General features: G+C 60.5%; 15 protein-coding genes and 1 tRNA gene. 5 read left to right on the top strand and 11 right to left on the bottom strand.

The genetic code is table 11. The annotated features are described in order from the left end of the window. The 7 genes from G7016_RS02775 to G7016_RS02805 form a co-directional block, all read right to left on the bottom strand. Window positions 1–516 (bottom strand): curlin-associated protein, encoded by a 516-nt coding sequence (locus tag G7016_RS02775; protein WP_258195044.1) that lies wholly within the window; start codon window positions 514–516, stop codon window positions 1–3. Continuing rightward, on the bottom strand, window positions 500–1,399 hold the full coding sequence (locus tag G7016_RS02780) for a CsgG/HfaB family protein (RefSeq protein ID WP_181111323.1): 900 nt from the start codon (window positions 1,397–1,399) through the stop codon (window positions 500–502). The genes G7016_RS02775 and G7016_RS02780 overlap by 17 nt, the downstream gene beginning before the upstream one ends. A gap of 51 nt (window positions 1,400–1,450) precedes the next feature. After that, window positions 1,451–2,440, bottom strand: coding sequence for a hypothetical protein (locus G7016_RS02785; protein WP_181111324.1), 990 nt, complete (start codon window positions 2,438–2,440; stop codon window positions 1,451–1,453). A gap of 133 nt (window positions 2,441–2,573) precedes the next feature. Continuing rightward, complete coding sequence (locus G7016_RS02790; RefSeq protein ID WP_181111325.1) at window positions 2,574–2,999, bottom strand: curli assembly protein CsgF; 426 nt, start codon at window positions 2,997–2,999, stop codon at window positions 2,574–2,576. 11 nt (window positions 3,000–3,010) lie between these two features. Next, the gene (locus tag G7016_RS02795; RefSeq protein WP_181111326.1) at window positions 3,011–3,454 is read right to left on the bottom strand and encodes a CsgE family curli-type amyloid fiber assembly protein; all 444 of its coding nucleotides are present in this window, start codon (window positions 3,452–3,454) and stop codon (window positions 3,011–3,013) included. Window positions 3,455–3,735: 281 nt separating this feature from the next. After that, the gene (locus tag G7016_RS02800; protein WP_181111327.1) at window positions 3,736–4,875 is read right to left on the bottom strand and encodes a glycerate kinase; all 1,140 of its coding nucleotides are present in this window, start codon (window positions 4,873–4,875) and stop codon (window positions 3,736–3,738) included. A 91-nt stretch (window positions 4,876–4,966) separates the two neighbouring features. Beyond that, complete coding sequence (locus G7016_RS02805; RefSeq protein WP_181111328.1) at window positions 4,967–6,073, bottom strand: sugar diacid recognition domain-containing protein; 1,107 nt, start codon at window positions 6,071–6,073, stop codon at window positions 4,967–4,969. A gap of 163 nt (window positions 6,074–6,236) precedes the next feature. Here G7016_RS02805 and G7016_RS02810 point away from each other — a divergent pair, with 163 nt between their 5' ends. Then, window positions 6,237–7,538, top strand: a complete 1,302-nt coding sequence (locus tag G7016_RS02810) for an MFS transporter (RefSeq protein WP_181111329.1) — start codon at window positions 6,237–6,239, stop codon at window positions 7,536–7,538. Window positions 7,539–7,560: 22 nt separating this feature from the next. Here G7016_RS02810 and G7016_RS02815 read toward each other — a convergent pair whose 3' ends face one another. The 4 genes from G7016_RS02815 to G7016_RS02830 all read right to left on the bottom strand — a co-directional run bounded on the left by G7016_RS02815 (window position 7,561) and on the right by G7016_RS02830 (window position 9,092). Beyond that, on the bottom strand, window positions 7,561–8,010 hold the full coding sequence (locus G7016_RS02815) for a globin domain-containing protein (protein ID WP_181111330.1): 450 nt from the start codon (window positions 8,008–8,010) through the stop codon (window positions 7,561–7,563). Window positions 8,011–8,162: 152 nt separating this feature from the next. After that, window positions 8,163–8,549 (bottom strand): type II toxin-antitoxin system VapC family toxin, encoded by a 387-nt coding sequence (locus G7016_RS02820; protein ID WP_181111331.1) that lies wholly within the window; start codon window positions 8,547–8,549, stop codon window positions 8,163–8,165. Beyond that, window positions 8,546–8,791 carry a type II toxin-antitoxin system Phd/YefM family antitoxin gene (locus G7016_RS02825; RefSeq protein ID WP_181111332.1) on the bottom strand — a complete coding sequence of 82 codons (246 nt, stop codon included), beginning with the start codon at window positions 8,789–8,791 and terminating at the stop codon, window positions 8,546–8,548. The genes G7016_RS02820 and G7016_RS02825 overlap by 4 nt, the downstream gene beginning before the upstream one ends. A 216-nt stretch (window positions 8,792–9,007) precedes the next feature. After that, window positions 9,008–9,092, bottom strand: a tRNA-Leu gene (locus G7016_RS02830). A gap of 112 nt (window positions 9,093–9,204) precedes the next feature. Here G7016_RS02830 and queA point away from each other — a divergent pair. From queA to secD, 4 genes are read left to right on the top strand one after another with little or no spacing between them, the layout of a single operon-like run. Next, entirely contained in the window at window positions 9,205–10,269 is a 1,065-nt protein-coding gene (gene queA / locus G7016_RS02835; RefSeq protein WP_181111333.1) for a tRNA preQ1(34) S-adenosylmethionine ribosyltransferase-isomerase QueA, read from the top strand. Between the two features lie 14 nt (window positions 10,270–10,283). Beyond that, window positions 10,284–11,408 (top strand): tRNA guanosine(34) transglycosylase Tgt, encoded by a 1,125-nt coding sequence (tgt, locus tag G7016_RS02840; RefSeq protein WP_181111759.1) that lies wholly within the window; start codon window positions 10,284–10,286, stop codon window positions 11,406–11,408. Window positions 11,409–11,437: 29 nt separating this feature from the next. Continuing rightward, complete coding sequence (gene yajC, locus G7016_RS02845; RefSeq protein ID WP_181111334.1) at window positions 11,438–11,773, top strand: preprotein translocase subunit YajC; 336 nt, start codon at window positions 11,438–11,440, stop codon at window positions 11,771–11,773. Between the two features lie 59 nt (window positions 11,774–11,832). Then, a complete protein-coding gene (gene secD, locus G7016_RS02850; RefSeq protein WP_181111335.1) occupies window positions 11,833–13,701 on the top strand; it encodes a protein translocase subunit SecD in 1,869 nt (622 codons plus the stop codon). Window positions 13,702–13,710: the final 9 nt, after the last annotated feature.

Here is a 13,710-nt window from a genome sequence, read left to right on the forward strand (position 1 = left end):
TCACTGCTGGGTCACGGTAGCGTTCATGTTATTGCCGTACTGGTTCACGATAACCGTGCCGCCGAAGCCGTTCTGGCTCACGTTGGCCTGGTTGCCTTGCCCGTACTGGCCCACATACGCCTGGTTGTAGGCGCCGCTTTGTACCACGTTCGCCTGGTTGGCGGTGCCGGCCTGCACCACGGCGGCCTGGTTGTTGTAGCCGCTCTGGGTCAGGTCCAGCACGTTGCCGTAGCCTGATTGCTGAGCGGTGGCGGCGTTATAGTTACCACTCTGGCTGATGGAGGCGATGTTGGCGGTGCCGCTTTGCACCTGCACCAACCGTTGGCGGGTACCACTCTGGTCCACGGTGGCGCGGTTGTTGGTACCGATTTGCGAGAGGTCGACGCGGCTGCCCGCCGGCGCGATCCCGGCATAGCGAGCTTCGGGTACCAGGTCGGCGGCATGGCTGCCCAGCGCGCTGCTGAGCAGTAACGCGGCAGCCAACCCCATCCAGCGCGGTCTACGGGCGTTGCGCATCATTCATTCCTTTGAAGGTGCCTTGATCGGCGGCGCTGATCGGCAGGTTCATGGTCTGCTCGTCATAGGCGCGCAGGTATCCTTGCAGCAGTGGCTGATTGAGTTGGCTCGGGTCCTTCAAGTGCCAGCTGCCGTCACGCGCGCCCTGGGCAATCAAATGGATCAGGCCCGCTTCGATGGCTTCACGCACGCACTGCTGCACGGGTTCGTTACGCGACAGGCCGGTTTCCACTTCGAGCAGGTGGCGCAGCGACACAAACTTGAATACGCCGAAATCCAGCTGGATGGAAAATACGGTTTTAGTGGTGGTGACGCTCTGGATGATCTCGCCGCTGCGAATGTCCACCGCGCGCAGGTTGATGGTCACCTGGTCCTGGCGGTAGAGGTCCGAAGGGCCGACCCCCAGATAACGCACGCCGATACCGCCGGTGCGCACATTGCTTTCATAGGCGACGATTGCGCCCTCGATGATCAGGTTGGCCGGGCGCAGCGGTGGCAGTTGCACCTGGGCCTTGTCCTGCGGCTGCTCAAGGGCGCGGATGATCTTGCGCTCGGTGAGCAGGTCTTGCAGGTTTTCGCGTTCCACCGGTTTGAACCAGTGCGAATCGCGCAGCGCGGTAACCAGCAGCGACGCGGCGCCTTGGGTTACCGATGTAGAAAACGAACTGTCCGGCGACGGTTTGTATTGGCCGGTCTGGTCGCGCATGCCGTACACCGCAACGGAAATAAGGCCGGCGGGTGGGGGCAGTTGCGCAAGGTCGCGCGTGCTGTGTGTCGGTGGCGAAAGGGTCGCCGGAGAAATGGTGCCCGCCGGGCGCGAAGTGGCACAGCCACTTAGTATTACCGCGGCGAAAATCATCAATGAAAGCGAGCGGGCGCGCATGGTCTTGCTCCGAAAAAGCCCCGCCGGCGAACCGGCGGGGTACAGCCTGGATTAACGCTGGGAGATGGTCGCGGTGTTGCCCGCGCCGCCGGTCTGGGTGACCGTAGCGCTGAGGAAGTTTCCGCCCTGGCTCAAATTGACCTGGTTTGCGGCATAGCCCTTGCCTTGACCGGTCTGGGTAATGCTTGCGAAGTTATTTGCGCCGCTTTGCAGCAGGGTCTCTTCGTTGTAAGCGCCGCTCTGGGTGCTATAGGCGAGGTTATTATTGGCGTTTTGGGTGATGTCTGCTTCGAGATGGCTGCCGTTCTGCTGGTTGGCCGTGACGGTGTTGAAACCGCCGCTTTGGGAGATGCTCAGATCGCTGTTATTGGCCCAGGTTTGCTGGGCATTAGCGGTCAGGTTGCTACCGGTCTGCAGGACAGCGGTAGTGGAACGATCTGCGTGGTCCTGCGCCAGGGACGCATTGCTGTTGTTGCCAAACTGAGCAACGCTCGCGGTGGCGGAATTGCTGAATTGCTGGTTGATGCTGGCATTGCTATAGCTGCCGGTTTGCAGCACCACTGCCTGAGCGTCGTTGCTGCGAGTCTGGGTGATCGTCGCGCTGTCGTTATTGCCGCCGTGTGGCGCCTGGATCAGAGCCGCAGTGCTGCTGCGATTATTGTCTTGACCAATCCGTGCAGTGTTGAAGCCTCCACCCTGGAGCAATGCGGCGCTTTGCGTGCCCGAGCCTGTCTGTTCAACAACACCGGTGTTGTTATTGCCGCGCTGAGCACCAATAGCGGTATTTTTGTCGCCGTGCTGGGTGATGTTCAAGTTGCTGGCGGTCGCGGTTTGGCTGATCGCCAGGCCTTTCAAGCCTGCGCTGTTACCGTTACCTTGCTGGTCGATCGCCAGATGAGAACCGTCGGCAGCGGTTTGTGTGGCGATAACCTTGTTATAGCTGCCTTCTTGGTTGGAGGTGACAGAGCTGTTGTCCGCGAAAGCGGTACCCGACAGGGCAGCCATTACGGCAACAGCGATAAGCGATTTACGTGCGAGCATGGAGATATTCCTTTTCCCGGTTTAGTTATATGTTTTGATTTTGCGCAGGCAAACGCACCCGCAAGTCGCACACGTAAGTGCAACAGGTTCTACAGCAAGGGTTACGGCAAAGGCTTTAGTGAAAGACGCAGGTCTACTGATTGATCTGGAACGACGTACTCTGCCCGGTTGTTTTGTCGGTCGTGGTAATTTGCAGTACGCCCGCCGAAATATTCGTGATCGAAATGGTGAAGTCGGTGGTTTCAACCACGCCGGGTGTAAGTTTCCCGTCGGTACCTACAATGCTGGAAGTGACTGCGGAAGATACCCGGCTCATGATCGCGCTTTGCAGCATGCTGTTGAATTGCGAGAGCGTACTTTGGGTAGCAGAGCTCGATGATGAGGAGTGCTCCGTGAACTTGTTTTGCGCAGTGGCCTGGTTGAGCAGTACTGGCCCGTTCAACGGGTTGCCGCCGAACGAAGGGTTCACGGGCACGTAGGTCAGCTCACTGGCCTGTACGCTGTTCGATACAAACGGCACTATCGCCAGGCTCAGCAGAACAGCGGGTAATCGGTGCATGGGGAGTCCTTTCATAGCTCATCGCGCCCCATGTCCGGGTCGCCAAAAAATTGTGCCAGCTGGTAATCGAGAATCGCCTGGAACACTTGGGCCGCTGCATCGGCGCCCAGCGCGGGTATCAAGGCGCGGTTGGGCGGCAGGAATACCTGCACGATCCGGCGGTTGCCGTAGTCCACGAACATCTGGCTACCGAGGCGAGCGGTGGGCCGTTCGATCACAGTTACCGTAAAGCGGCCGCTTTCGTCTTTTTCGGCCCAGGCCGTGGCGAAGCTGTCATAAAAAGCCCGGCCGTTCTGGGTAACGGTTTGCCCCACCACCAGGCCCGCCACCTCGGCATGGTTCAATGCCGGGTGCTGGGAAAGGCTTTGAGTGGTGCTCACGCTGGTATCTGCAACTGCTGTGGCCGTAGTGAAAAAGGCCAGCAACATCGTCCATGGCAGGTTGGCGTACTTCATGTTCGCAGCTGTTTGTGGAAGTGTTGATACACTCTACAGACAAATAGTGGTGATGTGCCACTATCGGCAAGAAATATTTATTGACATTCTATTGGCGTCAGAAACCGGTGCGTCGATCGAGGCTTTCCACACGTCAGGTGATGAGGAATTGTAGGAGCGGGCAACGCCCGCGAACCTGAACTTGGTTTTTATTCGCAAGCTATACCCAATAATCGTCTGACTTATATAAGAACTGAACAGTGCGTTGTCGCACGCAAGCGTTGCTGCTACAAGTGCAAGATTTACCGTTGCGCTCCCAGTTTCCACAATTGCGCTATATCTCTGGCCCGCTCACGTAATAATCGAGGGGCTTCGTGGCAGGCTTGTTCAAGTGTCATTGGCCCGGCCAGCAGGCTGAACGCTGCATCCACGCCATGGTTGTACATTTTCTCGTAACCGTCGCCAAGTGTGCCAGCAATTACCACAACTGGTACACGGTGCCGCTGAGCAACTCGCGCTACCCCGAACGGTGTTTTGCCGCGAAGGGTCTGAGTGTCGAAACGGCCCTCGCCGGTAATTACCAAATCCGCCCCTTCTATCGCCTGTTCCAGCCCCACCAGTTCGGCCACTACTTCGACACCAGGCCGGAACTGCGCATCGAGAAACGCCTTTGCCGCGAACCCAAGGCCGCCGGCGGCGCCGCTGCCGGGCTCGTCGCGTACATCCTTTGGAAGTACCTTGGCACAGTGTTCGGCGAAGTGGCTGAGCGCGGCGTCGAGCAGCTCTACCTGTTGAGGACTGGCGCCTTTTTGCGGACCGAATATCGCCGAGGCCCCGTGCGGGCCGCACAGCGGGTTATTCACGTCAGCCGCGATCTCGAAACGCACCTGGGAAAGGCGGGTATCCATGTGTTCCAGATTGATACGGGCCAGCTTCGCCAGCGCCAGCCCGCCGCGCGGCAGTGGTTCGCCTTGGGTATCGAGCAGTTCTACACCGAGGGCCTGCATTGCCCCGGCGCCGCCATCGTTGGTAGCGCTGCCACCAATGGCCAGAATGATTCGTTCAGCGCCGGCATCGAGCGCGGCGCGGATCAGCTCCCCGGTACCGTAGGTGCTGCTGGCACAGGCATCGCGCTGCTCGCGCGCCAACAGTTGCAAGCCGCTGGCTTCCGCCATTTCGATGATCGCTGTGCAGCTTGCTGCCAGCCAACCCCAGCGTGCCTGTACGGTCGCGCCCAACGGGCCTTGTACGGGTTGGCTTCGCCATTGGCCATCGCAGGCCGAGAGCACTGATTCCACCGTCCCCTCGCCGCCGTCGGCCATAGGGCGTTGCAACAGTTCGGCGTCTGGCCATACCTGCGCCAGGCCCTGGGCAATGGCCTCGGCCACGCCTGCAGCGCTCAGGCTGTCCTTGAATGAGTCGGGGGCGATGATGATCTTCATGGGCTTCTCCTTTTCTTATAAACCCCATGCTGCCACTTGGTTCGCGCGATAACGCCAGTCGTTTGCACAACCGTCAGGTGAATCACCTTGTTCATTTGTACAAATCCTGGGGTAGCAATTGCAGGCCCAGGTACAGGCTGGACATGCCGCTCAGTGTTGCCGGGTCCAACCCGCTGAGTTCAGCAATGCGGTCCATTCGATAACGCAGGCTGTTGCGATGAATGCCCATTGCCTGGGCGCATGCCTGGCTCTGCCCTTCGTGCTCGCACCAACTGCGCAGCGTTGCCAGCAACTGGCCGCTGGCATCTTCGGCCGAAAGCTTGCGCAACGGGTGCACCAGATCGTCGAGGCCATCCTCGCTGCGATAGCGCCACAGCATGGCAGGCAAACGGTAACGGGTAAGTGGGAGTACAGGCGTATGGGGCATTACATCTCGGCCATAGCCGAGCAGGTCGCTCACCTGGCGATAGCCCCGGCGCAAGCCGTTCAGCTCGTCCGTAGGGCTACCCACCGCGACCCGTGCAATCGCCCAGCCCTGGCCCTTGAGTTTGCCTAACAGGCGAGGGGTATCTACCGCCACTGCGGCAGGCCGGCACCACAGGAGGGAAAATGGCCCCACGGTGATGCACCAGCTGTCGGGGTAACGCGCCGAGAGCCAAGCGCACAACGCCTCGGCGGTCTGCCCTGCGCCCAGTTCGAACAGGTAGGGGGTGCGCCCCAGATCCGGTTTAAGGCCCAGTTGCCGCGCTTCGTCCAGCAGGCGCGGCGAGTCGCCTTGCTCAGCCAGCAATAACGCCAGTACATCCTCACAGCGCCGCTTGCGCCAGTGCTGGTCGGCTTGCTGGTGCCGCTGGCCCACCAGCATTTCAGCGGCCATTCGCACCAGGGCCGCGTGGGTGCGCAATAACTCAGGCTCACCGGTGATGCCGAGTACACCGATCAACTGATCGTCGTGCATCAGTGGCAGGTTGATGCCCGGCTGTACACCCTTGAGCTGCCGGGCGGTCTGCTCGTCGATCTCCACCACTCGGGCATTGGCCAGCACAAGCTGTGCCCCTTCATGTCGGGTGTTGATACGGCCGGCTTCGCCACTGCCCAGGATCAAGCCCTGGCTGTCCATTACGTTCACATTGGAGGGCAGGATGGCCATGGTGCGATCGACGATTTCCTGAGCGAGGTCGTGATCGAGTTCAAACATGGCAGGTCCCTTGTAGCGAGTAGGGTGGATTGTTCCAGAGCACAGCCCGGTGTGCCGATCGCTGTGCACAAGCACAAAGACACGCCTGTGCGGTGTGGTCGAGACTCAGAGGGCACCAACGTTACCCTCGCAGTGCGAAAAAACATAATAAAGAGAGAACGCCATGTCACAGAGCGCCGCCCCCAACGATGACACCAAGAACGCCGTTTACAAGCGCGTAACCTTGCGGCTCATCCCCTTTATTTTCATCTGCTACCTGTTCAACTACCTCGACCGGGTGAACGTTGGCTTTGCCAAGTTGCAGATGCTCGACGATCTGAAATTCAGCGAAACTGTCTACGGCCTGGGCGCCGGGATTTTCTTCATCGGCTACGTGCTGTGTGGTGTGCCCAGCAACCTGGCGCTCACGCGATTCGGGCCGCGCCGCTGGATCGCCCTGATGATGATTGTGTGGGGCACGTTATCCACCTGCCTGCTGTTCGTTTCCACGCCTACTCATTTCTATACCTTGCGCCTGTTCACGGGGGCGGCCGAGGCTGGCTTCTTCCCTGGCGTGGTGTTGTACCTCTCGCAGTGGTTCCCCACGTTCCGCCGCGGGCGGATCATGGCGTTGTTCATGTCCGCAATCCCGGTATCGGGTTTGTTGGGCAGCCCGTTCTCCGGCTGGATTCTCAATCACTTCGCGGCCGGGCAGGGCGGGCTTTCGGGCTGGCAATGGATGTTCCTGTTGCAAGGCATCCCTACGGTAGTGCTGGGGGTACTGGCGTATTTCCTCTTGAGTGACAACTTCGCCAGCGCCCGCTGGCTTACCGCTCACGAGCGCAGCGTGCTGGAAGCGGATCAGGCCCTGGACCTTGCCAACAAGCCGAAAACCGAGAAGAGCGCCCTCCAGGAAGTGTTTCGAAACCCCGCCATCTGGGCGTTCGGGCTGATTTACTTCTGTATCCAGAGCGGCGTATACGCGATCAACTTCTGGCTGCCTTCGATCATCAAGAACCTCGGTTTCGCCGATAACCTGGTCATCGGCTGGCTCAGTGCGATCCCGTATCTGCTTGCGGCCGTCTTCATGCTGCTGGTGGGCCGCTCCGCGGACCTGCGCAAGGAGCGCCGCTGGCACCTGGCGGTACCGATGCTGATGGGGGCTGTGGGCTTGCTGATTGCCGTGAATTTCACTGCCACGCCCGCCATCGCGATCCTGGGCCTGACGATTGCCACCATGGGCGCGCTGACCGGCCTGCCAATGTTCTGGCCCGTGCCCACCGCCATGCTCAGTGCTGGCGCGGCGGCGGGTGGCCTGGCGCTGATCAACTCCATGGGGCAGATGGCCGGTTTCCTCAGCCCCTACATCGTGGGTTTTGTGAAAGACACCACGGGCTCCACCGACATGGCGCTGTACCTGCTGGCCGCAGTGATCGCGGCGGGGAGCGTGCTGGCGCTGAGGATGACGCGGGGGTTGCAGCGGTAGGGCGTCTTCAGCACAGGGCCGGTCAAGCTTCGCCAGCCTCCCCGTACAGGGCTTTTTCCCGCTCGATCATCACATGGGCCAGGTACCAGTAAGCCTGGCCCCACGCGTCAAGGATGGCGTCGGTCGCGGCCTCGCCGAGCACGTCCTTGATCGCTGGCAACAAGGCATTCGCGACAGCGGGGTAGTGTTCGGCTTTCACATGCGTGGCCACATGACGGGAGCAGATGTTGTCCACGGCGCTCTGGATCACGTCCAGCCGGTCCACGTTATTGGCGAACGCCAGAATGGCAGCCGCCAGGCGCTTGGGCTGCTCGCCGGATTTTTGCGCGGCTTCGTCGAAGAGGGCTTTTACCTCGGGATCGACAAACAGGCGCTCGTACATGCGCGTTGTGATCTCTACCCCATGCTTTTGCAGGGCGGGCGCTGTGGATTTGATGATCGCTATGGTTTGAAGGGTGAGTGGTTCGCTCATCAGGGCTTCCTTGTAGGTATGCCCCGTCAGTGTAGGGCTCGGTAATGCCATGCGCGAGCGGGTGTGGGATGGTTGGCCTGGTTCCACTTCCTGCAACGTTCTACTTTGCAGCGATTTGCGCGAGGGCAGGGCTTCGCCTTGCCTGCGCAATGTCAGACGTGAACAATCGTGGAAGCGTACTGTGCGACCGTTGCGTCATGGGTGAGCAAGGTCATTCCCCCCATGTAGCTGGCGGCTGTAGCAATCAACAGCCGGTCGAAGGGGTCGCGGTGTATCGGTGGTAGGGTTGCAACTCCCAAGGTGTGGGCAGCGATTATGGGTAGCTCCTCGTAACCGGCTGCGAGCAGTTCTTCTCGCAGCTCAGCGGCGCTTATGCCGACCTGGTCAACACGTCCCTTGATGGCGAGCTCCCAAAGGCTCACGACGCTGAAATAAAGTGTATTCGAAGGCTCCATAATGATGGCGCGGGCGCGGTTCGAAAGTTTGGGTGAATCGATCATTGCCCAGGCGAGCAAGTGAGTGTCGAGCAGGTACTTCACGCTTTGCCCTCGAACAGGTCGGCTATTTCCTCGCTCATCGCATCGAACGCCACGTCATCGAACGTACGGCCTTTCAACCCGCCGATACGGGGCTTCTTTGGCCGGACGTCGGCGATTACCTCCAGGCGAATGAGAGGCTGGCCATTGCGAGCAATGATGACTTCACGACCGGCGAGTGCGTCCTCGACCAGCTGTGACAAATGTGTTTTGGCGGCATGAATGCCGTAGGTATCCGCAGGCATAGTCTGTTTCCTCAGCTAGATCCATAGCTTAGTCGGATTTCCGACTAAGTGATAGCTGGGATGGATGCGGGAGGATGGCGACTACCTATAAGGATAAATTGGCCATTTGCGCGTCGGCCGGGAGCTGGCGCGCTAAACCAAATGCCAGGCACAAAAAAACCGGCTCAAGGGCCGGTTTTCGATCCAAGCGACTCATCGCTCGGAGGTGTTGCTGTTTGGTGCCCCGAGGGAGACTCGAACTCCCACTCCTTTCGAAAACGGATTTTGAATCCGCCGCGTCTACCAATTCCGCCATCAGGGCTTGCTGGCGGCGAAGTATAGAGACGTCTCGACCGTTGGTCAATCAGCTTTCATGGTCATAAACGCATAATTCCGCTAGACTTTCCGGCCCTGCTGATCCTTCGTGCCTCAACATGCGTGTCGCTGATTTTTCCTTTGACCTTCCCGATGCCCTGATCGCCCGCCATCCGCTGGCGGAACGGCGTGCCAGCCGGTTGCTGGTACTCGACGGCCCTACGGGTAACCTGGCCCATCGGCAGTTTGCCGATCTGCTGGAATACGTGCGCCCAGGCGACCTGATGGTGTTCAACAACACCCGGGTGATTCCCGCGCGGCTGTTTGGCCAGAAGGCCAGCGGCGGCAAGGTCGAGATACTCGTAGAGCGCGTAACCGGCCTGCGCGAAGTGCTGGCCCATGTGCGCGCCAGCAAGGCGCCCAAGCCTGGCACCACCCTCCTTATAGAGGGCGGCGGGCAGGCGACCATGGTCGCGCGGCACGAAACACTGTTCGAGCTGCAATTCGACCAGCCTGTGCTCCCGCTGCTGGAGCAGGTAGGGCATATGCCGCTGCCGCCTTACATTGATCGCCCGGATGAAAGCGCTGACCGCGAGCGGTATCAAACCGTGTACGCGCAGCACGCCGGGGCCGTCGCCGCGCCTACCGCCGGGCTGCATTTCGATGAGCCCTTGCTGGAGGCGATCCGTGCCAAGGGTGTAGAGACCACCTTCGTGACCCTGCACGTAGGCGCGGGTACGTTCCAGCCGGTGCGCGTGGAGCGGATCGAAGACCACACCATGCATAAAGAGTGGCTTCAAGTGAGCGCCGAGGTGGTGGAGGCCGTAAAGGCCTGCAAGGCAAGGGGAGGGCGGGTGATCGCGGTAGGCACCACCAGCGTGCGCTCGCTGGAGAGCGCCGCGCAGGAGGGCGAACTCAAGCCGTTCAGTGGCGATACCGACATCTTCCTTTACCCCGGCCGGCCGTTCCATGTGGTCGATGCGCTGGTCACCAATTTCCATTTGCCGGAATCCACACTGCTGATGCTGGTTTCCGCGTTCGCCGGTTATCCCCAGACCATGGCGGCCTATGCCGCCGCCATTGCCGGGGAGTACCGCTTCTTCAGTTACGGTGATGCCATGTTCATCACCCGCAATCCGGCGCCGGAAGGTCCTCAGGGCAGCGCCGTCGAGGATCATCCATGAGCCGTACCTGCCGTATGCAGTTCGAATTGCTGGCCACTGACGGCAAGGCCCGTCGCGGCCGCCTGACATTCCCCCGTGGCACCGTGGAAACCCCGGCGTTCATGCCAGTGGGCACCTACGGCACGGTCAAGGGCATGCTGCCGCGTGACATCGAGGCCACTGGGGCCGAGATCATTCTGGGCAACACTTTCCACCTATGGCTGCGCCCCGGCATGGAAGTGGTCAAGGCCCATGGGGGGCTGCACGAGTTCACCCAGTGGAAAGGCCCGATCCTCACCGATTCCGGTGGCTTCCAGGTGTTCAGCCTGGGCGCCATGCGCAAAATCAAGGAAGAAGGCGTGACCTTCGCCTCGCCCGTGGACGGTTCCAAGGTGTTCATGGGGCCGGAAGAGTCGATGCAGGTGCAGCGTGACCTGGGCTCGGACATCGTGATGATCTTCGACGAGTGCACACCGTACCCGGCCACCCATGACGTGGCCCGCACCTCCATGGAGCTGTCGCTGCGCTGGGCGCAACGTTCCAAGGATGCTCACGGTGACAACACCGCCGCGCTGTTCGGTATCGTGCAGGGCGGCATGCACCAGGACCTGCGCTTGCGTTCCCTAGAAGGCCTCGAGAAGATCGGCTTCGACGGCCTGGCGATCGGTGGCCTGTCAGTGGGCGAGCCCAAGGAAGAAATGATCAAGGTGCTGGACTACTTGCCCGGCCATTTGCCAGCAGACAAACCCCGTTACCTTATGGGGGTTGGCAAACCCGAAGACCTCGTTGAGGGTGTGCGCCGAGGCGTCGACATGTTCGACTGTGTGATGCCAACCCGCAATGCGCGCAACGGGCACTTGTTCATCGATACCGGTGTACTGAAGATTCGCAACGCGGTTCATCGTCACGATACCTCGTCACTGGACCCAACTTGCGACTGCTACACCTGCAAGAACTTCTCCCGCGCTTATCTGCACCACTTGGACAAGTGCGGCGAAATGCTGAGTAGCATGCTCAATACCATCCATAACTTGCGCCATTATCAGCGTTTGATGGCTGGTTTGCGCGAGGCTATTCAACAGGGTAAATTGGCCGCCTTTGTCGACGCCTTCTATGCCCGGCGCGGGCTTCCCGTGCCGCCTCTGGACCCAATTCAATAATTGACGATTCACGTCGAATGGAGCGCTGAATGAGCTTTCTGATCCCCGCCGCCTACGCGGACGCAGCTGCACCGGCTGCCGGCCCTGTCGGTTCTGGTTTCGAATGGATTTTCCTGGTTGGCTTTCTGGTCATCTTCTACTTCATGATCTGGCGGCCGCAGGCCAAGCGTGCCAAGGAGCAGAAGAACCTGCTCGGCGGCCTGCAAAAGGGCGACGAAGTGGTCACCACTGGCGGTATCGCCGGCAAGATCACCAAAGTCAGTGATGATTTCGTGGTGCTGGAAGTGTCCGACACCGTCGAACTGAAGTTCCAGAAAGGTGCGATTGCCGCAACCCTGCCCAAGGGCACGCTGAAAGCGATCTGATCCAAGTCTTCTACCTTGGCGGGGCGCGCAACGTGCCCCGCGTTTGAACGGGCGGCGTGATGCTGAACAAATACCCTCTGTGGAAATACATTCTGATCGTGGCGGTACTCGCGGTCGGCTTTATTTATTCCGCACCCAACCTCTACCCGGATGACCCGGCTGTCCAGTTGTCTGGTGCAAGCACCGCGCTGCAGGTCGGCCAGGCGGATCTGGACAAGGCCAGCAAAGCGTTGAGCGACGCGGGCATTCAGGTCAAGGCCGCGAGCCTGGCCGATAACGGCAAGGGTGGCCTGCTGCGCCTTACCCGTCAGGAAGATCAGCTGCCGGCCAAGGACATCGTCCGCAAGGCCATGGGCGACGACTACGTGGTAGCGGTGAACCTGGCGCGCACCACGCCCCAGTGGCTGCGTAACCTGGGCGCCAGCCCGATGAAGCTCGGCCTGGACCTTTCCGGTGGTGTGCACTTCCTGCTGGAAGTGGACATGGACAAAGCCCTCGACGCTCGCATGAAGGTGTACGAAGGCGAAGTCAAAACCCTCCTGCGCAAGGAGAAGGTGCGCTATCGCAGCCTGCCACAGCAGGATGGCGGCATCATGCTTGGCTTCAGCGACGACGCTACCCGCGATCAGGCACGCGACCTGGTGCGCAAGAATTTCACCGATTTCGACCTCACCGCTACCGAGCGTGGCGAGCTGGCCGTGCTGCGCCTGGCCCTCACCCAGGCCAAAGTATCGGAAATCCGCGACTACGCCATCAAGCAGAACCTCACAACTGTTCGCAACCGTGTGAACGAGCTGGGCGTTGCCGAGCCGCTGGTACAGCGCCAGGGCGCCAACCGCATCGTGGTCGAGCTGCCAGGCGTGCAGGACACCGCCGAAGCCAAGCGTATCCTCGGTAAAACCGCCAACCTGGAATTCCGCCTGGCTGCCGGCCCCGACGATAGCCGCGCCACCACCGAGCAGTTCGAATTCCGTGAAGGCAACCGTCCTCCCGCCTCGGTCGAGCGTGGCCTGATCATTACCGGTGATCAGGTAACCGACGCCCAGGCCAGCTATGACGAGCATGGTCGCCCGCAGGTGAACATCCGCCTGGATGGCCATGGCGGCGACCTGATGAGCCGCGCCACCCGCAGCAACGTGGGCCGTGGCATGGCGGTGATCTTCATCGAGCAGAAGCCGACCACCAAATACGTCAAGCAGACCGTGGATGGTGTCGAGCAGGAAGTGGCGGTTCCAACCTTCACTGAAGAGAAGAAGATCATCAGCCTGGCGACCATCCAGTCGCCGCTGGGCAGCCAGTTCCGTATCACTGGCCTCGATGGCCAGGGCGAATCCTCGGAACTGGCGCTGCTGCTGCGCGCCGGTGGCCTGGCCGCCCCGATGTACTTCGCTGAAGAGCGCACCATCGGCCCAAGCCTTGGCGCGGACAACATCACCAAGGGTATTCACGCCGCACTGTGGGGCATGCTCTTCGTGTCGCTGTTCATCATGGCGATCTACCGCTTCTTCGGTGTGATCGCCACCGTGGCGCTGGCCTTCAACATGGTCATGCTGCTGGCATTGATGTCGCTGCTGGGGGCTACGCTGACCCTGCCAGGCATCGCCGGTATCGTGCTCACCATGGGCATGGCGGTGGACGCCAACGTGTTGATCTTCTCGCGTATCCGTGAGGAAATCGCAGCGGGCATGAGCGTGCAGCGGGCCATCCACGAGGGCTTCAACCGGGCCTACACGGCGATCATCGACGCCAACCTTACCAGCCTGCTGGTAGGCGCGATCCTCTTCGCCATGGGTACCGGGCCGGTGAAGGGCTTTGCCGTGACCATGTCCCTCGGGATCTTTACTTCGATGTTCACTGCCATCATGGTAACCCGCGCGATGATCAACCTGATCTACGGCGGCCGTGACGTCAAGAAGCTGTGGATTTGAGGCCACTGC

Source organism: Pseudomonas japonica, assembly GCF_013522925.1.
In the GTDB taxonomy this organism is placed as follows: Bacteria; Pseudomonadota; Gammaproteobacteria; order Pseudomonadales; family Pseudomonadaceae; genus Aquipseudomonas; species Aquipseudomonas japonica_A.

What these genes read in the sequence shown, in the direction of transcription:
- G7016_RS02780 (WP_181111323.1), bottom strand. Translation starts at nt 1,399, where the DNA reads ATGCGCGCCCGCTCGCTTTCATTGATGATTTTCGCCGCGGTAATACTA.
- secD (WP_181111335.1), top strand. Translation starts at nt 11,833, where the DNA reads ATGCTGAACAAATACCCTCTGTGGAAATACATTCTGATCGTGGCGGTA.
- G7016_RS02815 (WP_181111330.1), bottom strand. Translation starts at nt 8,010, where the DNA reads ATGAGCGAACCACTCACCCTTCAAACCATAGCGATCATCAAATCCACA.
- G7016_RS02805 (WP_181111328.1), bottom strand. Translation starts at nt 6,073, where the DNA reads ATGTTTGAACTCGATCACGACCTCGCTCAGGAAATCGTCGATCGCACC.
- queA (WP_181111333.1), top strand. Translation starts at nt 9,205, where the DNA reads ATGCGTGTCGCTGATTTTTCCTTTGACCTTCCCGATGCCCTGATCGCC.
- G7016_RS02810 (WP_181111329.1), top strand. Translation starts at nt 6,237, where the DNA reads ATGTCACAGAGCGCCGCCCCCAACGATGACACCAAGAACGCCGTTTAC.
- G7016_RS02800 (WP_181111327.1), bottom strand. Translation starts at nt 4,875, where the DNA reads ATGAAGATCATCATCGCCCCCGACTCATTCAAGGACAGCCTGAGCGCT.
- yajC (WP_181111334.1), top strand. Translation starts at nt 11,438, where the DNA reads ATGAGCTTTCTGATCCCCGCCGCCTACGCGGACGCAGCTGCACCGGCT.
- G7016_RS02785 (WP_181111324.1), bottom strand. Translation starts at nt 2,440, where the DNA reads ATGCTCGCACGTAAATCGCTTATCGCTGTTGCCGTAATGGCTGCCCTG.
- G7016_RS02775 (WP_258195044.1), bottom strand. Translation starts at nt 516, where the DNA reads ATGCGCAACGCCCGTAGACCGCGCTGGATGGGGTTGGCTGCCGCGTTA.
- G7016_RS02825 (WP_181111332.1), bottom strand. Translation starts at nt 8,791, where the DNA reads ATGCCTGCGGATACCTACGGCATTCATGCCGCCAAAACACATTTGTCA.
- G7016_RS02795 (WP_181111326.1), bottom strand. Translation starts at nt 3,454, where the DNA reads ATGAAGTACGCCAACCTGCCATGGACGATGTTGCTGGCCTTTTTCACT.
- G7016_RS02790 (WP_181111325.1), bottom strand. Translation starts at nt 2,999, where the DNA reads ATGCACCGATTACCCGCTGTTCTGCTGAGCCTGGCGATAGTGCCGTTT.
- tgt (WP_181111759.1), top strand. Translation starts at nt 10,284, where the DNA reads ATGCAGTTCGAATTGCTGGCCACTGACGGCAAGGCCCGTCGCGGCCGC.